We start from the raw sequence: 22,331 nt of genomic DNA, 5'->3' as shown, positions 1-22,331 counted from the left end.
CCTGATGGAAATGAAGGGTGAAAATCACGGCAGGGACAGCCTCAGCCCGTCGTAGGCAGGCATGACGTTCTCCGGCAGCTTGCCGGAAAGAATCCCGTAATCCATGTCGTGGGACATGTGGGTCAGCACGGCGCGCCTGGGCCGGATGGCGGCAATGGCGGCCAGGGATTCCTCCAGGCACAGGTGCGTGGGGTGCAGATGATAGCGCAAGCCGTCAATAATCAGCAGGTCAACCCCTTTCATGGCCTCCAGGGAGGCCTCCGGAATGCTTTTCACATCCGGCATGTATGCCAGCCGCTGCCCTTCCGCCTCCAGCACATAGGCATAAGTCTCCACCCCGGCATGCATTACGGGAAGAGGCGTCACCAGCACATTCCCTACACGGAACGGTTCCCTCACTTCGTGAGGTTCCGGCCTGACGTAGCCGCTCCGGCCCGGTTTCGGTTCAAACGCCCAGCCGTACATGGTCCGCAGGGCTTCCATCGTCTGCGGCGAGGCGTACAGGGGCAGGCCGCCGGACCTGCGCCAGCAGAAGGCGCGCAGATCGTCAAAGCCGCCCACGTGGTCCACATGGGCGTGCGTGTACAGCACGGCGTCCACGTCCGTGATGTTTTCCCGCAGGGCCTGCTGACGCAGATCCGGGGAGGAATCCAGCAGAATGCGGGTGCCCGCGGCCTCCACGTAAACTGAAGAACGCAACCGCTTGTTTCTGGGGTCCGGGGACGTGCAGACCGCACAGGAGCAACCTATCTGCGGAACTCCGGTGGACGTTCCGGTGCCCAGAAAGAGAATGTTCATCACAGAGGTCATGATTGCGTTTAGAGCAAATGATGCCATAATGCATTCAAAATCCAAAGCCCGAATGCTTACATTGCTGAAAATTAGAAACCTGGCCCTCGTGGACCAGCTGCTCTGGGAACCCAGCTCCGGTTTCATCTGCATCACGGGGGAAACGGGGGCGGGCAAATCCGTCATCATCGGCGCCATACGGCTGGCGCTGGGGGAACGCGCGGACAAAACGCTCATCCGGTCCGGAGAACAGCAATGCAGCGTGGAAGCCGTGTTCCATCTGCCGGAATCCTCCCCCGTGCACGGCATTCTGAACGAACACGGCGTGCCGCCCTGTGAAGACGGCAACCTGATTATCAAGCGCATTATTTCCTCCACGGCCAACCGCCAGTTCCTGAATGACAGCCCGTGCACCCTGAACCTGCTGCGGGAGGCGGGCGCCTGCCTGGTGGACATGCACGGCCCCAGCGACCACCGCTCCCTGATCTCCCAGGAGAGACAGCTTTCCCTGCTGGACGCCTTTGGGGAGCACGCCCCCCTGCTGCACGCCTACGCGGACGCGTGGCGGCAATGGCAGGACGCGCGCCGGGCCTATGACGACCTGGAGCATGCGGAAGCGGCCACCGCGCGGGAAATAGAGCTGCTGCGCCACCAGGTGGACGAGATAGACGCCGCCGCCTTTACGCCGGAGGAAGTGCTCACGCTGGAAGAACGCTGGCAGCGCGCCCGCAACGGCACCAGGCTTCAGGAACAGGTTTCCAGAATGCTTGCCATGCTGGAGGAAACGGACGTGCCCGGCCTGGGTTCCCAGTTGAGGGAACTGACCCGGGCGGCGCACGAACTGGAACGCATGGACGCCTCCACAGCCGCGTGGCTGGCCCCGCTGGCGGAAGTGAATCTGGAGCTTAAGGAAATTGAAGGACGCCTGGCGGATTATTCCTCCGAGCTGGATTGTGATCCCCGGGAGCTCTTCCAACTGGAGGAGCGCATCAACCTGCTGGAATCCCTGAAAATGAAATACGGCCCTTCCTTTGAAGACGTCTGCGCCCGGAGGGAGGAGGCGGCCCACCGCCTGGACCGCATCGAGCACCGCACGGAACGCCTGGAAGAACTGCGGGCCTCCATGGCCGTCCTGCGCAAGCAGGTGGACGCCGCCGGACAGGCCCTGACCAAAGCGCGGCAGGCATCCGCGCCCAAACTGGCCTCCTCCATCGTCAGGCACTCCCGGGAACTGGGCTTCCGCCAGGCCGTCTTTGAAGTAGGGCTCTCCCCCCTCCAGGAACCCGGCTCCCAGGGAATGGAAACGGTGGAATTCCTGTTCGGCCCCAATCCGGGCGAACCCTCCAAGCCTCTCCGGCTGATTGCCTCCAGCGGGGAGCTGGCGCGCATCATGCTGGCGATTAAAAGCGCCCTGGCGCACAAGGACTCCACCCCCCTGCTGGTATTTGACGAAATAGACGCCAATGTGGGCGGGGAAGTGGCGCGGGCCGTCGGCTTCAAGATGCAGCAGCTCGGGAACAGGCACCAGGTCATCTCCATCACGCACTTTCCGCAGGTGGCGGCCCTGGCCTCCCATCACTACCTGGTCCAGAAGGCTTCCGCGGGCAACCGCACCATCTCCTGCTTGCGGGAGGTGAGCCATGAAGACCGGATAGACGAGCTGGTCCGCATGCTGGGCGGCGGCGGGGACCACGCCCGCACGCTGGCCCAGGCCCTGCTGCAGCCCTCCTGAACGGAGGGCGCCAAAAAGGAAGAGGCCGCCTTATTTTTCCAGACGGGGCTTGAAGCCGCGCAGCCGCAGGGAATTGAACACCACGCACAGGGAGCTTAAACTCATGGCCCCGGCGGCAATCATGGGATTCAGCGTAAGGCCGAAGGCCGGATACAGGCACCCGGCGGCCAGCGGAATGCCGATGATGTTGTAAAAGAAGGCCCAGAAGAGGTTCTGCCTGATGATGTGCAGGGTGGTGCGGCCCAGTTGAAGGGCTTCCGCCACGCCCACGGGATTGCTCTTCATCAGCACGATGTCGGAGGACTCCATCGCCAGCTCCGTTCCGGACTTCATGGAGATGCCCACCCGGGCGCAGGCCAGCGCCGGGGCGTCGTTCACGCCGTCCCCCACCATCGCCACCTTGTCCCCGCGTTCCTCCATCTTCATCACATGGGAGGCCTTCTCATCCGGAAGCACGTCGGAAATCACTTCATCAATGTGCAGTTCCCCGGCCATGTGCCGCGCCGTGGCGGCATTGTCCCCCGTCAGCATGACCACGCGCAGGTTCATCCGCTTCAGATAATCCACCGCCGCCCGGCTGTCCGGTTTCAGGGAATCCGCCACCATGATCACTCCCGCAGGGCGGTCTCCCCTCCCTACATACAGCGGGGACGCGCCCTGCCGCATGAACTCCCGGAGGCGGCCTTCCTCCTCCTTCCAGGAGATGCCCTTGTCCTGCATGAAGCCGGGATTGCCCACCGCATAGGGCACGCCGTCCACTACGCCGGAAATGCCGCGGCCCGGCACAACGGACAAATCCGCCACGGCGCGGATGGGGAGTTCCAGCAGCCTGGCGTGTTCATAAACGGCTTTCCCTACCGGATGTTCCGATCCCTGCTCCAAAGCCGCCGCCATTTCCACCAGTTCATCCGCATTCATGCCCGGCTCCGGCAGAACGGCCACCACACGGGGCTCCCCTTCCGTCAGGGTGCCCGTCTTGTCAAAAACGACGGTATCCACGCGACTCAAAGCCTCCAAAGCTCCGGCGGACTTGCACAGGATGCCCAGCCGCGCGCCCCTGCCCGTCCCTACCATGATGGCGATGGGCGTGGCAAGCCCCAGAACACAGGGGCAGGAAATCACCAGCACCGCAATCGCCCTGGCAAGGGCGAAGGAAAATCCCTCCCCGGCAGCCAGCCACGCAACCAACGACACCAGGGCAATGGCAATCACCGCAGGGACAAAGAAATAACACACCCGGTCCGCCAGCCGTGCAATCGGAGCCTTGGACTGGCTGGCCTCCTCCACCAGGCGGATCATGCGGGCCAGCGTGGAGTCCCTGCCCACGCGTTCCGCACGTACCTTGAGATACCCGGCCCGGTTGAACGTGCCGCTGATCACCCGGTCTCCCGCCGTCTTGTCCACCGGCATGCTTTCCCCCGTCAGGTCCGATTCATCCAGCGCGGCCTGCCCTTCTTCAATGACGCCGTCCACCGGAATCCTCTGCCCGGTTTTCACCACCACCAGGTCCCCGGAATGAAGTTCATCCAGCGGGACGGCGCGCTCCGCGCCGTCATGCCAAACCAGGGCCTCCTGGGGAACCAGCTTCACCAGCCCTTTCACGGCGGCGTTCGTCTTGCGGTAGGAACGGCGTTCAAGATATTTCCCCAGGGAAATCAGGGTGACGATCATGGCCGCGGATTCAAAATACAGTTCCATTCCGTCCACGTTGGCGCCCTGCCACAGCGCCGCAATCAACAGATACAGCCCGTACAGGAAGGCGGAACCGGAGCCGATGGCGATCAGGGAATCCATATTGGGAGACAGCGCGGCAAGCTGGCGCACGCCGTTGATTAAATAATGCCGGTTCAGCCACAGAATCGCGGCCGCCAGAATGCACTGCGCCCACAAATTCATCCAGAGCCCCCAGCCCCCTCCCGGAACGGGCCAGTGCCACATGGGCCCCATGGACAGATACATCAGAGGCGCCAGCAGCAGAACGGACCAAACGAGACGGGAGCCTCCCGTTTCCTCCTGCCCCTGGCTTTCCTCCCCATCCGCACCGGAAAACGGTTCCTCCCGCCAGTCCGCCAGGTGGAAGCCGGCTTTCTCCACTACGGACGCAATGCGCCCCCTGGCGGGCGAATCGGGCTTTTCAAACAGAACGGTCATCCGCCCCGTCAGCAAATTCAGCTCTACGCGCTCCACCCCCTCCAATCCCTCCACGGCGCGCTCCACCTTGGCAGCACAACCGGCGCAATGCATGCCGGAAACAAGATAGTTCTTTTCTTCCATTGTCGTTAAAACGGAGTGTTTGATTTTCCGGGACCAAAGAAGGCTCCCATGTTGTTAGGTGAAACTAATCCCATCAATCCCGTTTCTCAAGCCGCTTTCGCGGCTTCACCCTTTTCCAATAAAAAATGACAAAAAAACGCCCACGGCCCCGTAACAGTAACAAACACCTTCATCCCTTCATGATGACCGCTCCCACCCTGTTCCGAGTCCTGGCCTGCACGGCCCTGTTGTCCGCCCCCCTCCATGCCCAGCTTTACACCCTGCACGGGGACGGCGTCAAAAAAACCGAGAGGGTGGTGGAAAAAGCGGATTATTCCGATTACGAACTCGTCTGGCACGACGAGTTCGACAAGGACGGCCGTCCGGACCCCGCCAAGTGGAATTACGAACACGGATTCGTCCGCAACAAGGAGGAACAGTGGTACCAGCCGGAAAACGCCCGGTGCGAGGACGGCATGCTGATTATTGAAGGCAAAAAGGAAAAACACGCCAATCCCCATTATGACCCGGCGGGAAAGAATTGGCAGACGACGCGCAAGGAAGCGGATTACACCTCCGCCTCCCTGACCACGCGCGGCAAGTTTTCCTGGCTGTACGGGCGGTTTGAAATCCGGGCCAGATTCAGCCCGCGGGAGGGCATGTGGCCCGCCTTCTGGACCATGGGCGTCAAGGAAGGATGGCCCATGTGCGGGGAAATAGACATCATGGAGTACTACCAGTCCACCTACCTGGCCAACCTCTGCTGGGCCTCCCCCAAAAAACACGTGGGCAAATGGAGCACTACCTACACGCCGCTCAAATGGCTCCAGGAAAGGCATGCGGACTGGGCGGACAGCTTCCATGTCTTCCGCATGGACTGGGATGAAAAGGAAGTGCGCCTGTATGCGGACGACATCCTGCTGAACAGGACGCCCCTGGACAACACCGTCAACGCCGTTTACAAGGAAGTCGCCAATCCCTTCCGTCAGCCCCATTTCATCATCCTGAACCTGGCCATGGGCGCCACAGGAGGCGATCTGAATAAACTGCCCCTGCCCCAGAAGTATGAAATAGATTACGTCCGCATATACCAGAAGAAGGATTCCCCCCACAAGGGCACCATTCCCTACCGGACAGAGAAGAAAAAGGATGCTCCCGTGGAACTGTCCCGCCTTCAGAAAGCGCTAGACGAATAGGGAAACGTGAACGGCCAGGGGCGCATGGAACGGATAGAGCAAAAAGAGAATTCCGGCTTCGCCGTATCCGTAAGGTCCATCCAGTTTCTTTAACCCCTTCCAATTCATATAAAAGTCCCTGCCTTCGGGAACGGGGGCGGCCTGTTACTCGGCAGCCTTCCCCTTGAGCACCAGGAGAATGTGTTCCGCCATGAGGGCGTGCCCTTCCGCATTGGGGTGCACGCCGTCCACCAGCAGGGCGCCCTTGTCCTTCATCACCTTGTTGAGGTCGATCACCCTGGATTTGGTGCTCTTGGCCACCTGCCGGATGAGCGGAATGATTTCCTTTTCAATGCATTCCCTGCTGATCCCCCCTTCCCTGGCCTCCTGGGAGGGGATGGGCAGCAGGCAGTATACCTTCAATTTGGGATTCTGCTTGCGGAATTCCGTAATGATCTCCTTGTAATTGTTTACAAAATCATCCTTGTGGCTCCAATTCACTTTTTTGCTGTCATTGGTGCCCAGGCCTATCAACAGCATGTCAGGCTTGAACGCCAGCGCGTCCTGATAAGCCTTCTCCCGCGTGATGGGGCGGTCCCCCTTGAACAGCAGGCAGCGCGCCGATACGCCGAAGTTTCCTACTTCCGCCTTCCTGTCCAGGGTCTTCGCAATCCGGGATACCCAGCAGTCTTCCTTTTTAACCCCCATCCCGGCGGTGATGCTGTCCCCCAGACAGGCCAGCTTCACTGCGGCGGCACAATCCGCCGGCAGAAAAGCGGCCAGCAACCCTATCCACAACAAGACAATAAACTTTTTCATGGAGTAAAATATTACAATGAGAATGGCTTACTGGACGCGGCTTCAAATGTAAAGCCCGTACTCCGGCCCGTCTTCTGGTCTTTTTCCGCGCCGTCCCCTCATGAAAAAGCCCCGGCCGGATAAAACCCGGACGGGACTCTTCAAATAACAGGAAAAGGGAACGTTTAATTCACGCGGCCCAGGTAGGAGCCGTCTTCCGTCTTTACGGAAATCTTTTCGCCGGGCTTGATGAAAAGGGGCACCTGCACCACCAGGCCGGTGGTCATCGTGGCGGACTTGTAAACGTTGTTCGCGCTGTCGCCCTTGACGCCTTCCGGAGCTTCCGCCACTTCCATGGTGATGGCGGCGGGGAGTTCCACGGAAACAACCGTCTCATCCGTGAAAAGCAGAATGTAGATGTTGCCTTCCATCAGGTAATCCTTGACGGGTTCCACGATGTCCGGAGACACGGTAATGTCTTCGTACGTATCGGGGTTCATGAAGTGGTAGCCCATGCCGTCAATGTAGCTGAACTCATATTCCTCACGGGCGAGGTTCACGCCTTCCAGGGATTCATTGGAAGTCAGGCGAAGGTTATATACCTTCTTGGTGGAAATGCTGCGGATGCTCATTTGCACGTAGGAGGCCATGCGGGGGGGGCACTTGTGCTCCATGCTGACCACGACGCAAACGTCATTGTTATGATTAACCGCGTGTCCCTTGCGAAGATTGATTACGGGTACTTTTGCCATGCGGCCCGTACCATATCATGTTTTCCCCTCCCGTCAAGCCGAAAAAACGCGCCAAACCCTTGATGCGCTTGGAGAAAACGCCTTTGGCCGGGTGACCGGAAAGGCCGGAAAAACCATCGTTCCTACCGGCTGAGATCCTGCTGGAACAGGACCTTGATGCCGCTGGAATTCAGCACGGTGCGCCCGAAGTTGAGGTCATCCACATGGAGGGCGACCAGGGAGCCCCGCGCCATGCAGGGCATCAGGGGGTACAGGAAGTTGACGTTCATTTCCGCGGCATACAGCACATCCAGGCACTTCTTGAGGTCCGCGGGGCCATGGCGGAGAACCGCCACCAGAACCTCGGACTCCGTATAGCAGATGCCCTTTTCCAGAAAGATTTCCGACGTTCGTTCCGGATCGCTGACAATCAGGCGCGCAATGGTCGCCTCATGGCAGTCGTGCATGCTGAACCCCAGGCAGAAGATGCCGTGCATGTCCAGCAGGCCGAGGAGGGCGGACAGCGCCCCCACCCGGTTCTGGAGCATGATGGAATATTGCCTTATCGTACTGCCGGGGGCTTTGATGGCTTCTTCCTTCATGACAATAAAGCAAACGGGGTTGAGTTCTATTTAACGTATGTCTTAAGCACGCGCCTGATGATGGCAAGCGCCTGCTGGACTTCCTCTTCACTCACGTTCAGCGGAGGCAGCAGGCGAACGGTTTCCGGCCCGGCGGGAACGGAAAGCAGGCCCTCCTGCCGCAGAGCCTCCACCACCACGGCGGCAACCGTCTTGCCTTCCGGCGCGTCCACCATCTCCGGATTGAGGCCGATGCCCAGCAACAGGCCCAGGCCGCGCACGCCCTGGATCACGGGCAGGTTCCAGGATTCTATTTCCGCGCGGATTTCCGCGCCCAGGCGCCGCGCCCGTTCCGGGAGCCCCTGGGAGACGATTTCCCGCAGCACGGCCAAGCCGACCGTGGTGCCGAGCGGATTGCCGCCATACGTGGAGCCATGGGAGCCGGGGTCCATGATGGAGGCAAGCTCCGTGCCCTGGTCGTCAATGGCGCGGTCGGAAATCCAGAAGCCGCCGATGGGAAAACCGCCGCCAAGAGCCTTGGCCCAGGAAACGCCGTCCGGCTCCACGTCCGGAGCCACGGCGCGCCATCCCATGATGTCGCCGCAACGGCCAAAGCCGCACTGCACTTCATCCATCAGCAGGAGAAGATCGTGCTCCTTGCACAATTGTGCCAGGCCGCGCAGGAATTCCGGAGTCACGCAGTTGACGCCGCCTTCCCCCTGGATGGTTTCCAGCATGAAGGCTACTGTTTCCGGCCTGATGGCTTCGCGGGCCGTTTCCAGGTCATTGAAAGGCAGATGGCGGAATCCCGGCAGCATGGGGTCAAAGCCTATCTTGATTTTATCCTGCCCCGTGGCGGACATGCTGCCCAGCGTTCTTCCGTGGAAGGATTTGTTGAACGTAAGCACTTCATAACGGGGTTTGCCGTCCGCCTGGGGCTTCCGGTGGCCGTAGCGGCGCGCCACCTTGATCAAGCCGTCATTGGATTCCGCGCCGCTGTTGGAGAAAAAGACCTTCCCCGGACGCTCCACGCATTTGGTCACGATGAATTCCGCCAGATCCGCCTGCTGGGGAATCTGGTACAGGTTGGAGCAGTGCACCAGCGTGGCCGCCTGCTTTTGCAGGGCCTGCGTTACCACGGGATGGCAATGCCCCAGCACGCAGGTGGCAATGCCGGCACAGAAGTCCAGATAGCACTTCCCCGTGCTGTCCCACAGTCGGGAGCCTTCCCCGCGGACGGCAGCCATGGGATAACGGCCATAGGAATGGAGTACGTACCGGTTGAGTTTTTCTTCTGTGTTCATAAGCTAAGGTAATACGCGTGTAGTTTGCGCTTCTGGCCCCGTCTGTAAATGATTTTTTTGGGAGCCACGTCATGATTCTCACATTTTATCCCGGCGAGTAGTCATATCTCTGTTCGGCGGCATTTCATTTTTCTTTTCTTTTATCCTTTTGCCGCCAGAATAAATCTACAACCAGCAGCAATCCATCATGGCACATTTTTTCAATCCCAAAGGTTTTCTGGAGGAATTCAAGGCATTCGCCCTTAAAGGAAACGTCATTGACCTGGCGGTGGCGGTCGTCATCGGCGGCGCGTTCAACAAAATCGTTTCCGTCTTCGTCTCCAGCATCATCACCCCCATCATCGGCTACCTCACCTCCGGCGTGAACCTGGCGTACCTGACCCTGAAACTGGGGGACGTGGAATTGAAATACGGGGAATTGCTTCAGGCGACCATCGACTTCATCATCATCGCCTTCTCCATCTTCGTGGCCATCAAGCTCATCGGCTCACTGAGGCGCAAGAGCGAAGAAACGCCCGCAGCCCCCGCGCCCAAGCCGGATGACGTCGTTCTGCTGGAACAGATCCGGGACATCCTGCAAAAACAGGCGGACGTCAAATAAGGCCGCCAACAGCATTTGTGCCGGTTTCCCGCTGAACCGGCACATTTTTCCTCTTTACTTGTTCCGCCGCGGGCGGGAAAGTGGCAGCATGAATTTCCTCCTGCGCTCCCTTGCCTGTGCCCTGCTGCTTGCGCCGTCCCTGCTTCCGGCGGCGGAGACCCAGCGCTTCGTTCTGGAACGCCCCTACCAGGTGGCGGAAATTCCGGAGCCTGACCGGAACCTCCCTGCCACCAACGTCATCCTGATGATTGGGGACGGCATGGGCATCCATCACCTTTCCGCGGCCTGGGCGGCCAACCGCGGGCGCCTGTTCATTGAAAACTGCCCGGTAACGGGCATCTCCAAAACATGGTGCGCGGACAAGCTGGTGACGGATTCCGCCGCCGCAGGCACCGCCATGGCGACGGGTACCAAGACGCTCTACAAGAGGCTGGCCGTGTGCCCCAGGGGCAACAAGCTGGACTCCCTGGTGGACAAGGCGGCGGACATGGGCAAATCCACCGGCGTGATCGCCACCTGCGAGCTGAACGACGCCACCCCGGCCGCCTTCTGCGCCAATAATGAAAAAAGGTCGGATTCCTACGGCATCATCGGGGATTACCCCCGTTCCCGCGCCGACTTCATTTTCGGCGGCGGCGGCAAGTATTTCACGCAAAGGCCGGACGGGAGGGACATTTTCAAGGAGATGCAGGCGCAGGGCTACCGGATCGCCCGCAGCTGGGAGGAAGCCGCCGCACTGCCGCCCGGAAAAACGCTGGCCGTCACCGCTCCGGGGAATCTTCCCCCGCCCTCCAGGCGGGGAGACGTTCTGCGCCGGGCCACGCTGAAGGCGCTGGATACCCTATCCCGTAATCCCGAGGGATTTTTCCTGATGGTGGAAGGCTCCAACATCGACAAGGCCGCCCACCGCAACAACCTGGAAGAAATGATGGAGGAGCTTCTCGACTTCGACCGGACCGCGGGAGCCGTGCTGGACTGGGCTTCAAAACACCCCGGCACCCTGGTCGTCATCACGGCGGACCATAACACGGGCGCGTTCGCACTCACAGGCGGCAACCGGGAGAAAGGGGAAATAAACGCCCAGTTCGGCTCCGGCAATCACGACGGCATGGCCGTTCCGGTGTACGCCTTCGGCGCGGGAAGCGGCGCGTTCACCGGCATTTACGAAAATACGGACATCTTCCACAAGATCATGAAGGCCTTCAAAAAAGGGACGGTCAAACCCGCACCCGGGCGTTAGAACTTCTGTCAGGCTCCGTTCCGCCCCTGCTCATCCATGTGCCGCGCCACCAGCCCGGCCCCGGCGGTAGCCAGGCCGCCTATCAGGAACACCGCCTGCGGACCGCCCGTATTCATCCAGATCACGCCGCCCAGCACGCCGTAAGCGATGGAAGCCACATGGTTGATGGCCAGCCCGGTGTAAATGCTCGGCGTGATGTCCTCCGGCTTCTCGCAGATGCGGGCCACATAAGTGCTGCGGGCCATGCCCAGGGCGAACAGCAGGTTGTCCAGCACGAAGCAGGCGGTCACCACGCCCACGGCCCAGTGCAGGGGGAGCAGCTCCGGGGCGAAGGCATACGCCAGGCACAGGAGGGACAGCGCAATGCTGTCGAAAATCGTTACCTTCCGTTCCCCATACCGCTTGATGCTCCAGCCGATGAGGGGCTGCGTGACCAGCCCGATGACGCCGGCAATCAGCAGGGTTTTTCCGATGTATCCGGGCGGCTGGCCCAGCGTGCTGACCATCAGCCAGAAGCCGAAGGTCAGATAAAGCTGCTTGCGGATGCCGTGCAGGATTTCCAGCCCGTAATAAACGGCATACCTGCGCTTGAAGACGAAGCACTGCCGCCAGCCGCGCCGCTGCGGAAAGACGGGCGTTTTCACCCGGCTCAGGAACAGGAACGCCAGCAGGCACACGCCGCCCGTAACGAAAAAGTCCACGGCAAAAGACTGGTTGAATTTCCACTTGATCCATACGCACAGCGCGCCCAGCAGCGCGGCCGCCGTCCCCAGCGCCTTCATCTGGCCGAGCCGCAGGCTGCGGTTCTCCGGCCTCGCCGTATGGATGACGATGGTATCAATCATGCCCATCAGAATGTGCTGCCCCAGGCTCACCGTCAGAATCCACGCAGACAGCGCCCACAGGCTGGTTCCGGCGCCGCAGAAGGCCAGCGCGTACATGCCGCCGAACATCAGCAGGCACGCCACCCCGGCCATGCGCACCTCATTGAACATGAAAAGCAGGCTGACCACAAAAAGGGACAGGATGCCGGGCAGTTCCCTGGGGAGTTCAATGAACCCGCGCATCTCCACGTCCAGATGCTGGGCGTCACGCAGGAAGTTGCTGAAAATGAGATCATACACGCCGCTTCCGAACTGGCCCAGAAAAAGAGCCAGCAGCACAAAAACCATCGTCTTCCTGATGCGGGGGGAAGCGGCTTCACTCATAGGGCGGGGATACTCTCACAGGTGCACAGGCGGAGCAACCGCTATTTTTATCCGCCGGCCTTTCCCGGCATTTGAAAAAAACAATCGCCGGAACAGAATTTTTTCGGGAAATACCACGTAGTTACGCTATGGTTTCCAGACACCTTTTCCCTGCCATGGCTTTCAGCTTATCCTCCCTCTGCTGGGGCGCCCCGTCCGCTCCGGTTCCCGGGACGCCCCACATCATTCCCCAGCCCGCCGCCATGCGCGTTAAAACCGGAGAAGCCGGATTTTCCCTGAAAGACGGCGTCCGGCTCCCGGAAGGAAATCCCCTTTCCAAACAGGCGGAACGGATTTTCCGCGACAACGGGATCAAAACGGCGCTGGTTGAAACCGGAGCGGACCTCATCTTTACGGAAGACGCGTCCCTGGGCAGGGAAGGCTACCGCCTTGCCGTAACGCCGGATTCCATTTCCATTGCCTCCGGTTCCGTGAACGGCGCTTTGTACGCCCTTCAATCCCTTGTGCAAAGCGTCGCTTCCGACGTGAACGGAGCTCCGGCCCTGCCCCGGCTGGACGTGAAGGACCAGCCCCGCTTTTCATGGCGCGGCCTGATGATGGACAGTTGCCGCCACATGATGCCCGTGCGGGACATCAAAAAGATCCTGGACCTGATGGAGAGGTACAAATTCAATACCCTGCACTGGCACCTGACGGACGACCAGGGGTGGAGGCTCCCCATCGCCAAGTACCCCAGGCTGACGGCTGTGGGAGGTACCCGGGCGCAGTCCCCCGTCATCGGCAGCCGCAACAAGGCGGACGGCACCCCGTACTCCGGCCATTACACTGCGGATGAAATCCGGGAAGTGGTCCAGTACGCCAAAGACCGCGGCATCACCGTCATTCCGGAGGTGGAACTGCCGGGCCACGCCTCCGCCGCCATCGCCGCGTATCCGGAACTGGGCAACACGGACATTCCGGGCTTCGCGCCCAAGGTGCAGGAAACCTGGGGCGTGCTTCCCTACACCTTCGCTCCCACGGAAAAAACCTTCCGTTTTCTGGAAGACGTTATTGATGAAGTGTGCGCCCTGTTCCCGGACAGCCCCTATATCCACATCGGCGGGGATGAGGCTCCCAAGGACCAGTGGAAGCAGTCCGCCGCGGCGCAGCAGGTCATGAAGGACAACGGCCTCGCCAACGAGAACGAACTCCAGAGCTACTTTATCCGGCGCGTGGAAAAAATGATCAACAGCCACGGCAAGAGGCTCATCGGCTGGGATGAAATCCAGGAAGGGGGCCTCTCCCCCACCGCCACCATGATGGTCTGGCGGAGCTGGATGCCGAACAGCGCGCGGCATGCCCTGGAACAGGGCAACGACGTGGTGATGACGCCCAACAGCCACCTGTACTTCGACTATGACCAGGGCCCCGGCAAACCCTCCGCCCCGGAGTATGAAACCATCAACGACGACAACCTGACCTGGCAGCGCGTCTATGGGCTGGAGCCCGTCCCGCAGGGAACGCCCCGGGAACGGGAAAAACAGGTGCTGGGCTGCCAGGCGAACATCTGGACGGAGTACATTCCCAACCTGCCGAAATGGGAATACCATGCCTTCCCCCGCGCCCTGGCGCTGGCGGAAGTAGCCTGGACCCCCAAGGAGCTGAAAAACGAGAAAGACTTCCGCAAGCGCCTCGACCGCCAGCTTCCCTTCCTGGACGCCCATGGCGTCAACTACAAGAGGCCGGACAACGGGGCCCCCGCGCAGCCGGACGCCGTCATTACCCGGGAACGCCGGTAAATACGGAGGGAAGGCCCCCGCGCAGCCTCCTTCCGGAGGCCGCATTATGGGCTAGCCAACCTTCACGAAAACCATTACATTGGCGGCATTATGAATTTGGAACTGCTTCGTCAGGTTTGCGTGACTCCGGGCGCTCCGGGGTTTGAAGACAAAATCCGTGATTTCATCATTCAGGAAGTGGCCCCTCTGGTGGACGCCGTGCGGGTGGACAACCTGGGCAGCGTGATTGCCATCGTGGAAGGCAAGGATACGGAAAAAACCATGATGGCCGCCGCCCACATGGACGAAATCGGCTTCATGGTCCGTCACATTGACGACAAAGGGTTCATCAAATTCCTCCCCCTGGGCGGCTTTGACGCCAAGACGCTGACGGCCCAGCGCGTCATCGTCCACGGCAAAAAAGACCTCATCGGCGTCATGGGCGTGAAGCCCATCCACGTGATGTCCCCGGCGGAACGCGCCAAGCTGCCGGAAGTGACCGATTTCTTCATCGACCTGGGCATGAGCAAGGAGGAAGTGGAAAAATACGTCTCCGTGGGCGACTCCGTCACCCGTGAACGCGACCTGGTGGAAATGGGAGACTGCGTGAACGTGAAGTCCCTGGACAACCGCGCCGGATGCTACGTGCTGATTGAAGCCCTCCGCGCCATCAAGGCTTCCAAAAAGAAGCCCTCCTGCAACTTCGTGGCCGCCTTCACCGTTCAGGAGGAAGTGGGGCTGAGGGGCGCGCAGGCCGGCACGCTGGACATCCAGCCGGACTTCTCCATCGCCCTGGACGTCACCATCGCCTGCGACATTCCCGGCACCCCGGCGCACGACCAGGTCTCCCACCTGGGCGCAGGTGCCGCCATCAAGCTGTATGACGGCTCCGTCATTGCGGACCGCCGCATGGTGAAGTTCATGAAGGCCATGGCGGACGCCAACAAGATCAAATGGCAGGTGGAAATGCTGCCGGCAGGCGGCACGGACGCCGGAGCCATGCAGAAGTTTGTTCCGGGCGGATCCATTGCCGGGGCCATCTCCGTTCCCACCCGCAACGTTCACCAGGTCATTGAAATGGCGCACAAGGATGACCTGGACGCTTCCGTAGCGCTCCTGACCGCCTGCGCCATGAACGTGGACAAATGGGACTGGTCCTGGAACTCCGTCAACGAATGCCCGGCAGAAAAACCCGCCAAGGCATCCAAAACGGCAGCCAAGCCGGCCAAAGCCGCCGCCAGGAAGAAAAAGGCCAAATAAAAGCCCCGGCGCCAACCGATCACTCACCCGCAGGCCGCCCCGGAAACGGAGGCGGCCTGCCTGTTTCCGGACGTCTTCAAGCGTTCCGCGCAATACGCCCATGGCGTTGCTCCGTCCAGTCAAGAAGCGCCGCAGCCCCTTGCGCCAGTCAAACCTGAAATTGAGCGGCAGTGAACTCTGTTCCCTGAAGCAGGGCATCCTGTCGGGCGCATGCGTTTCAGCTGCCGCAGAGGCCTGAGGCACGCCACGGAGGCTTTTCAGGACGGCCTCCCCATAAAAAATCCTCCGGCACCCAGAGATGCCGGAGGAGGATCAATCCTGAAAAAGAAAGTTACTTGGCGGCGGGAGCGGGAGCTTCCTTCGGAGCGGGAGCGGGGGCCGGAACGGCTTCCACTTCCACTTCTTCCTCCACTTCAACGCCTTCTTCGGGACCGGAAGCTCCGGTCTGCTTCATGGCGTCCTTCAGGGCCTGGCTTCCGAAGAAGTCGGCCTGCTGCAAGCGCTGCATGTCGGTCATCATGCCCATGAAAATGGGCAGGAGTTCGGCCTGGCGCGCCTGCATGGCGGCATCCATTTCAGCCTGGACCTTCTGGGCGCTCTTGGAAAGGGCTTCGCCCTTTTCATTGATCTTCGCCATCTTTTCAGCAGCCGCGTCTGCGGTGGCCTTGTCCTTCACCGTGCTGAGCGTGGCGGACATTTCCTTCATCAAAGCCAGCATCTGGTCAGCGGCTTCCTTCGCTTCCTTGGAAACTTCAGCGGCCGGCGCGGTGGGCGCGGCAGGGGTTTCAGCGGCCGGGGCGGGTGCCGGAGCCGGGGCATCCTGGGCGGAAGCCATACCTGCAAATGCCAGGGCACATGCCGAACTAATTGTTACAATGCTCTTCATAACGTTTCCGTTGTACAGGCTCGCCATGCATGCGTCAATGAATCATTGTGTAACGGCTCCCCGTGATGCCGCAGAAAGGGGAATTTGCGTTTTTTCTTCCCTTGGAGGATTTTTTCAGTTGCATCTTTTTAGAATTATTATAAATTCATTCCCGATGACTAAAACCATAGAAAACCTGAAAGCCGCCATTACGGGCGAAAGCACCGCCTCCGCCACTTACGCAGCCTATGCCGCCAAAGCCGCCCAGGAAGGGCAGCCCCTCATTCAGAAATTGTTTGAAGCCGCCTCCAAGGCGGAATCCGTCCACGCCGCCAACCACAACAAGGTTCTGGAAAAGCTGGGCGCAACGATGGACCCCATCGATATCCAGATTCATGTAGGAACCACCGCGGAAAACCTGAAAGCCGCCATCGCCGGGGAAACCCACGAATTCGAAAGCATGTATCCGGAATTCATCGCCGTGGCGGAAGAGGAAGGCCAGAAGGCCGCCGTCCGCTCCTTCACGTGGGCCACGGAAGCGGAAAAGGAACACGCCGATTTTTATGCCGCCGCCCTCAAGGCCCTGGAAAACGGAGACACCAGCGCCCTGCCCAGGCAATACTGGGTATGCCTGGTGTGCGGGGACACCTTCAAATCTCTGGAAGGCGTGGACGCCTGCCCCCTCTGCGGCACCAAGGCTGAAAAATTCCTCGTCATCGGGTAAACTCCGTCTGAGCACCGGAGGCCATCCATGGCACACAAAACCCGCCCGGAACATTCCGGGCGGGTTTTTACAGGCCGGAAACCGCTGCCATCTGGGGAAGCGGCCAGAGAAGAAGCATCGCCGGCTTTTCCCTTCCGGTCATTCCGCAAGCGCCGTTCCAGAACCGTGTTCCGGCCCTTTTCCGGACTTCAAGACTTTTCTCCACTTCCGACTGTCCGGGTGGCCCTGGTCCTCTCCTCCCACGTGCATCCGGCCCCGGACCTTTTTTGAATGCCCGGATTGATGGACTTGTTCATTTAAAACATTAAATACATGCATTCCGTTCCGGCTACGGCGCAGGCGAGCATCCCGATTAAAATCATGATGATGCCGAATGCGACGGATTTTCTGCACAAGGCGACAACGGCGCAGGCAACGGAAGCCACCCCCAGCAAAATCCCGGCTGCGCCCAGCACGGTTCCGGGAACAAGCCCCAGGCCGGAAGCCGCTGCGACCCAGGGCAATGACACGGCCCCCACGACACAAATACAGGCGGCTCCTTTCACAGCTTGGGGACATTGCAGCACAACGGGCTGATTTTCCATAAGCTTCCCTATACCCTCCCAAAACAGGGCCTGTCAACTACAACCGGAAAGTCCCCTCTTTCCGTCCACGCCGCATTCCGGACGGGATGCCCCCACCGCCAGTTGCCTGCGCCGCCATCCACACCAAGCCCCAAGCGCAAAAAACGGCATATGCTATCAGCACAGCCGTTTCAACGGCGGTTCCCTTTTCCTGCCCGGGCCCTTCCATGAAAAGGCGTTCCGCCACATTCTGCTTGAGCATCACCGTGAAACCCTTACAATGGCTCACCCCTTCAAGCAGGAAGAATACTTTATCCTTTCTTTGCGATGACCCCTCCCCATGCATCCACCCGTTCCGCAGAACGGTACGCGGGCCGGCCAGGCGCTCTTTCCGCCGTCTTCCAGGCTCTTCGCGCCGCGTTCTTTCCGCGCCGCATGCGCTGCCTGTGGGCAGCCGGACTCGCGGCGGCTCTGGTGGTCAATCCTTATGTGCTCAATGACGGCCAGAGCGTGCTGATGAGCTGCATGGGCATCGCCTGTTCCGCCTCCCTGCTCTGCGGCACCATCCTTCTCTGCCTGAAATACCGCTTTACCGCCTACGTCGTCCTTCCGGCCATCATCCTGTTCAACGCGGGCCTGTACATGATGCAGATGCGGTACGGGCTGACGCTGAACCTCTCCGTCCTTTCCAGCATGGCGGAGACCAACTTCCGGGAAGCCTGCGCCTTCTGCACCGCCGCCTCCGCCACCGGGGCCCTGCTGCTGGCGGCCTTCATTTACCTGGCCATTTACTGGAGCCGCCGTTCCCTGCGCCAGAAGGCCACGTGGGGCGCGCTGGCGTGCATCTGGAGCCTGTACGGAATCTTTCTGCTGCTGGGCATTCCGGCCACCTCCTACAGCTCGGAACCCCTTTACCTTTACTACACCTCTGACAAGGCCAAGGGCTGGCCCCTCGTGGACTTCGTGATGGCGTACAAGCTGGCGGACGAATACGTCACCCAGGACGCAAGCCGTTTCAATGAACTCCGGAACCTGCCGTCCTGCGCGGAACCCCTCTCCGGATGCGACGCTCCGGACGACCTGGCCGTGGTCTTCCACATGGGCGAGAGCGTGCGCGCGGACCACCTTTCCCTCAACGGCTACCACCGGAACACGATGCCCCTGCTTTCCCGGGAACCCAACGTCGTTTCCTTCCCCCACGCCACCTCCTTCGGCATCGTGACCAGGATTTCCGCCATCGGCATGTTTACGGATGCGGAACTGTCCCGCCGCCGTCCCGCCCATTCCTCCTTCATTGACCTGTTCAACAAGCACGGTTTCCGCACCGTCCGGATCATGGACCTGTGCGGAGACTCCATCCATGACTATTCCCTGGGCATCCTGACCCGGAACTGCCGGGAACGGAAGCAGACGCCGCCCATGCACGAAACGCCCGGAATGATGCAGGAACGCACCTCCCTGGTCATGGAGGAATCCCTGAAACGGCACGGCCGGGAAAAACAGCTTTACGTCATTTACAACAACGGCAGCCACATGGCGTTCAGCTACCCCGTACAGGCGGAACGCTTTACCCCGGCGTCCTGCAACATGGACGACCCCAAGGCCCGTCTGGAAGAAACCGTCAATGCGTATGACAATTCCATCGTGGACCTGGACGCCTCCGTCCACCGCATGATTGCACTGTTGAAGGACAGGCCGGCCATTTATTTTTACTGCTCCGACCATGGCGTGGCGCTGGGCGAGGAAGGAAAAATGTTCCAGGGGCATGTTCTGCCGCCTGTTTACCGTCCCGCGATGTTCGTGTGGTATTCGGACGCCTTCGCCTCACGCTACCCGGACATGGTGCGCGCGCTGAAGGCCAACCGCCTGAAAGCCGTTTCCCACGACCACATTTTCCACACCCTCCTTTCCCTGGCCTCCATCCGGTCGGAAGTCGTCCGGAACGGCCTGAATCTGGCCTCTCCGGACGCCCGGGAAACCCCGGCCCCCCTCCAGCCGGAAGTGCTGGCGGAATGGCTGGCCGCTCCCGCACCGCCACAGCCGCTTCCGTAAAAAAGATGGAAGCTGCCGTCATCCTCTGCGGGAAACGGCAGGAGGTAGGACGAACTCACCGTACCCGGACTTGCAGTGGATGCCTGACGCACTCCCGGACGCGGCGCGCCTCCGCCTCCCAGGCGGCAGAGGATTTGAACGGAGAAGCCTTGTCCCAAACCGCCCCCATGTACCACTCAAAGGGCTTTCCGTTCGCCGCCTCCCTGATCCAGTAGGTACAGCCTTCCGAGTCCACTGCCCCGCCTTCCGGACCCCAGGGAACTATCACGGCGGTTCCCAGGCATCCGTCATTCTTCCGGGGCCTGCTCCATGCCGTCATCAAGCCGCCGTCCTCCCGGTCCTTCGTGACCGTTTCATAATCATTCCTGCCCTTTCCGGTATCCATTCCCACGCCGGCCTTCACCGTTTCCGCCCCCCGGATGGTCAAGGTGCTGCGGACTTTGGAAAAACGGCTTCCTGCGTCCAGAGCCACCCTCCGCGTCTCCGCCACGCGTACGCCGCCGCCAATGTCCCACGGCGCATAAACCACCTCAAAAGCGGTCTGGACCGGACCGTTGTACAATGCCCGCGCGCTGGCCCAGTTTCCGGATGCATGCGGTTTCCCATCCCTGAACACGGCAATGCCGCCGCAGCCCCGTCCCGGCCCTACGTTGTACATGTCCAGTCCCCTGCCATGATCCCGGTGGTAATCCCCCCGCTTGTAGAATTCATTGATGACGGGAGCACCCGCGCGCTTGCTCCATACATCCGTTCCGCTGGAAATCAGGCCCTCCCCCTCAGGGGCCGGCCTGGCAACGGCCGGACCGTAAATCCGGTGCGCCGTAAGATCGTTCTCCCACGCGAAATCATCCAGGCGTTCCGGGACCAGGCGGCTGAAACAGACGTCCGCGGAAGGAGCCGCCTTCAGGGAGGAATCGTTCAGAATCCAGAAATCACGGGCCGTTCCGGGCCGGAAATTGCTCTGGAACAAAAGAGTATCCGTCCTTCCGTCTCCATCCGTATCCGCCAGTTGGTGCGGGATGACGCGCCCGTGGCGGACGTCAAACACGCGAAGGGCGGCGGCATTCCCGGAAGTTCCGGACGTCCAGGGCACCGACACGGTTTCAGCAGGACGGAACTTGGCCAGTGGGTTCGTGACGGTTACAGTCTTTCTCTGCGGATGGTCCCGGCCAATGACGTATTTGCGCAGTTCGGTGCCGGCCATCAGGTAGGCGCCCGCGCCGTATGCTTCCGTATCCTCCCCGGAATAATGGCCCGGCTTGTCGGCAATGGGCTGCACCCAGCCCAGCGCGCCTTCCGCGTTGACGGAATCACAGGCGGCCTTCCACGCCCTGCGGATGACGGGAAGATATTCATCCGCATCCAGATACCCCTGGTTCACCCCCCACAGCATCCCGTACATGATAAAGAGGGTGCCGCTCATCTCCTTCAAGGGGGGCTCTTCCGGGTCCAGCAGGCTGGCGTGCCAGGAACCGTCGGGCGACTGGCATTTTTTCAGGGATGCCGCCATACGCTTGAGCAGATCCTCATAAAAGGGGCGGGAAGGCCAGTCCGCGGGCATGTCCTGAAGAATAAGCGGCAGTCCGGCAATCACCCAGCCGTTGCCCCGGCTCCAGAACATCTTTTTCCCATTAGCCGCCGGAATGGTGAAGTAACGGGAATCACGGAAAAACAGCCCTTCCTTCCGGTCAAAAAGATAGTCGCAGGTGAGCTTGTATTCCCTGTCCATGAATTCCAGATACCGGCGGTCTCCGGTATAGGCCGCCAGCTTCACGAACACGGGAGGGGACATGAACAGGGCGTCCGACCAGCTCCAGCGGTCCTGGCAGCCGGGAGTCCCGAACTGGAGGGAAGCGGAGGAGGGCCGGTTCATCACCCCGTCCAGCACGGCGCGTATTTTCTCCGCCGCAGCGGTATTTCCGTCTTCCATCGCCATCTCCATCCAGGCGTGGCCCACGGCGTGATCGTCCGCATGGTAATGCCGTTTCAGGGTTCTCCATTCCTGTTCCCCTCCTGTTTTCCTCAGCAGCGGCAATCCCGGCCCTTCCGGGACGGCCAGGCCATACTGCACCAGGCCGGAATAAAAGGCGCCGTAGGTCCAGTGCAGCGGCGAGCGTTTTCTGGGATGCTCCGCCTGCCATTTCGCCACCAGGCGGAGATTATCCCGGATGGTCTTTTCATTCCAGTCCGCGGGAGCGCCGGAAGCGGGGCTCCCCGCAGAAAGCGCGGGAAGAACCAGCAGCAGGAAAGATTTACGCCATCCGTTTTTTGAAAAGGAAAAGAAATTCATTTGACTGGTACGGAAAAAGCCGCGCTGAAATTTCTCCGTGAGGAATGAATCTTCCCTTTTCGGCCTGTCCCGTTTTCCCCCGGTCCCCGGAAAGGGGAGGCAAGGGCACATATGGTGCCATGACGGAAGGGAATGCCGCGTTATCAACCATTCCCTGCAGCATATATACAACATATTGTATCATTATAAATATTTAATACATTATTTATACATTTTCCTTGCGGGGGCTCTCTTTCTGTGGTTCATTGCGTTTCAGCGCAGGTAACGGAAGACGGTGAAAATCCGTCGCGGACGCGCCGCTGTAACCGGTAGACGATGGACCGGACACTGACTGCCAGCAGTCGGGAAGTCCCCATCACATGTCGCACCGGAAGCCAGAAGACGACCTGATGCCCCCGTATCCCATCC

Annotated in this window: 18 protein-coding genes and 1 riboswitch; of the genes, 8 read left to right on the top strand and 10 right to left on the bottom strand. The window is 60.4% G+C overall.

Annotated features, from left to right (window positions below; genetic code table 11):
• Positions 1-24: 24 nt before the first annotated feature.
• On the bottom strand, positions 25-798 hold the full coding sequence (locus tag QSJ36_RS10110) for an MBL fold metallo-hydrolase (protein ID WP_285468617.1): 774 nt from the start codon (positions 796-798) through the stop codon (positions 25-27).
• A 64-nt stretch (positions 799-862) separates the two neighbouring features.
• Here QSJ36_RS10110 and recN point away from each other — a divergent pair, with 64 nt between their 5' ends.
• Positions 863-2,521: a DNA repair protein RecN gene (gene recN, locus QSJ36_RS10105; RefSeq protein ID WP_285468616.1), complete on the top strand. Its 1,659-nt coding sequence runs from the start codon at positions 863-865 to the stop codon at positions 2,519-2,521.
• A gap of 30 nt (positions 2,522-2,551) precedes the next feature.
• Here the strand turns inward: recN and QSJ36_RS10100 are convergent, their stop codons facing one another.
• Positions 2,552-4,795 carry a heavy metal translocating P-type ATPase gene (locus QSJ36_RS10100; protein WP_102726435.1) on the bottom strand — a complete coding sequence of 748 codons (2,244 nt, stop codon included), beginning with the start codon at positions 4,793-4,795 and terminating at the stop codon, positions 2,552-2,554.
• Positions 4,796-4,974: 179 nt separating this feature from the next.
• Between QSJ36_RS10100 and QSJ36_RS10095 the strand changes: the two genes are divergently transcribed.
• A complete protein-coding gene (locus QSJ36_RS10095; protein ID WP_022396828.1) occupies positions 4,975-5,970 on the top strand; it encodes a glycoside hydrolase family 16 protein in 996 nt (331 codons plus the stop codon).
• A gap of 144 nt (positions 5,971-6,114) precedes the next feature.
• Here the strand turns inward: QSJ36_RS10095 and QSJ36_RS10090 are convergent, their stop codons facing one another.
• The 4 genes from QSJ36_RS10090 to QSJ36_RS10075 all read right to left on the bottom strand — a co-directional run bounded on the left by QSJ36_RS10090 (position 6,115) and on the right by QSJ36_RS10075 (position 9,363).
• Positions 6,115-6,768, bottom strand: coding sequence for a GDSL-type esterase/lipase family protein (locus tag QSJ36_RS10090; protein ID WP_022396829.1), 654 nt, complete (start codon positions 6,766-6,768; stop codon positions 6,115-6,117).
• A gap of 164 nt (positions 6,769-6,932) precedes the next feature.
• On the bottom strand, positions 6,933-7,499 hold the full coding sequence (gene efp / locus QSJ36_RS10085; RefSeq protein ID WP_022396830.1) for an elongation factor P: 567 nt from the start codon (positions 7,497-7,499) through the stop codon (positions 6,933-6,935).
• 122 nt (positions 7,500-7,621) lie between these two features.
• Entirely contained in the window at positions 7,622-8,080 is a 459-nt protein-coding gene (locus tag QSJ36_RS10080; RefSeq protein WP_022396831.1) for an amino acid-binding ACT, read from the bottom strand.
• A gap of 26 nt (positions 8,081-8,106) precedes the next feature.
• On the bottom strand, positions 8,107-9,363 hold the full coding sequence (locus QSJ36_RS10075; RefSeq protein ID WP_022396832.1) for an acetylornithine transaminase: 1,257 nt from the start codon (positions 9,361-9,363) through the stop codon (positions 8,107-8,109).
• 187 nt (positions 9,364-9,550) lie between these two features.
• On the opposite strand from QSJ36_RS10075, the gene mscL reads away from it, so the two are divergent.
• Positions 9,551-9,964 (top strand): large-conductance mechanosensitive channel protein MscL, encoded by a 414-nt coding sequence (gene mscL, locus QSJ36_RS10070; protein ID WP_022396833.1) that lies wholly within the window; start codon positions 9,551-9,553, stop codon positions 9,962-9,964.
• Positions 9,965-10,052: 88 nt separating this feature from the next.
• A complete protein-coding gene (locus tag QSJ36_RS10065) occupies positions 10,053-11,204 on the top strand; it encodes an alkaline phosphatase (protein WP_253232173.1) in 1,152 nt (383 codons plus the stop codon).
• An 8-nt stretch (positions 11,205-11,212) separates the two neighbouring features.
• Here the strand turns inward: QSJ36_RS10065 and QSJ36_RS10060 are convergent, their stop codons facing one another.
• Positions 11,213-12,412, bottom strand: coding sequence for an MFS transporter (locus QSJ36_RS10060; RefSeq protein WP_285468615.1), 1,200 nt, complete (start codon positions 12,410-12,412; stop codon positions 11,213-11,215).
• 155 nt (positions 12,413-12,567) lie between these two features.
• Here QSJ36_RS10060 and QSJ36_RS10055 point away from each other — a divergent pair, with 155 nt between their 5' ends.
• Positions 12,568-14,190 carry a beta-N-acetylhexosaminidase gene (locus QSJ36_RS10055; protein ID WP_253232175.1) on the top strand — a complete coding sequence of 541 codons (1,623 nt, stop codon included), beginning with the start codon at positions 12,568-12,570 and terminating at the stop codon, positions 14,188-14,190.
• A 90-nt stretch (positions 14,191-14,280) separates the two neighbouring features.
• Entirely contained in the window at positions 14,281-15,429 is a 1,149-nt protein-coding gene (locus QSJ36_RS10050; RefSeq protein WP_102736691.1) for a M42 family metallopeptidase, read from the top strand.
• A gap of 331 nt (positions 15,430-15,760) precedes the next feature.
• On the opposite strand, the gene QSJ36_RS10045 is transcribed toward QSJ36_RS10050, so the two are convergent.
• A complete protein-coding gene (locus QSJ36_RS10045) occupies positions 15,761-16,264 on the bottom strand; it encodes a hypothetical protein (protein WP_102726441.1) in 504 nt (167 codons plus the stop codon).
• Positions 16,265-16,469: 205 nt separating this feature from the next.
• On the opposite strand from QSJ36_RS10045, the gene QSJ36_RS10040 reads away from it, so the two are divergent.
• Positions 16,470-17,018, top strand: a complete 549-nt coding sequence (locus QSJ36_RS10040; RefSeq protein ID WP_102722212.1) for a rubrerythrin family protein — start codon at positions 16,470-16,472, stop codon at positions 17,016-17,018.
• Positions 17,019-17,314: 296 nt separating this feature from the next.
• Here QSJ36_RS10040 and QSJ36_RS10035 read toward each other — a convergent pair whose 3' ends face one another.
• On the bottom strand, positions 17,315-17,527 hold the full coding sequence (locus QSJ36_RS10035) for a hypothetical protein (RefSeq protein WP_146017808.1): 213 nt from the start codon (positions 17,525-17,527) through the stop codon (positions 17,315-17,317).
• Positions 17,528-17,908: 381 nt separating this feature from the next.
• Between QSJ36_RS10035 and QSJ36_RS10030 the strand changes: the two genes are divergently transcribed.
• The gene (locus QSJ36_RS10030; protein WP_285468614.1) at positions 17,909-19,633 is read left to right on the top strand and encodes a phosphoethanolamine transferase; all 1,725 of its coding nucleotides are present in this window, start codon (positions 17,909-17,911) and stop codon (positions 19,631-19,633) included.
• A 55-nt stretch (positions 19,634-19,688) separates the two neighbouring features.
• Here the strand turns inward: QSJ36_RS10030 and QSJ36_RS10025 are convergent, their stop codons facing one another.
• On the bottom strand, positions 19,689-21,923 hold the full coding sequence (locus tag QSJ36_RS10025; RefSeq protein WP_285468613.1) for a glycoside hydrolase family 88 protein: 2,235 nt from the start codon (positions 21,921-21,923) through the stop codon (positions 19,689-19,691).
• A 204-nt stretch (positions 21,924-22,127) separates the two neighbouring features.
• A riboswitch (cobalamin riboswitch) is annotated at positions 22,128-22,329 on the top strand.
• The last annotated feature ends 2 nt before the right edge of the window (positions 22,330-22,331 follow it).

Source organism: Akkermansia sp. NBRC 115031 (assembly GCF_030268505.1).
In the GTDB taxonomy this organism is placed as follows: Bacteria; Verrucomicrobiota; Verrucomicrobiia; order Verrucomicrobiales; family Akkermansiaceae; genus Akkermansia; species Akkermansia massiliensis.
This window is presented reverse-complemented; position numbering and strand designations above follow the sequence as displayed.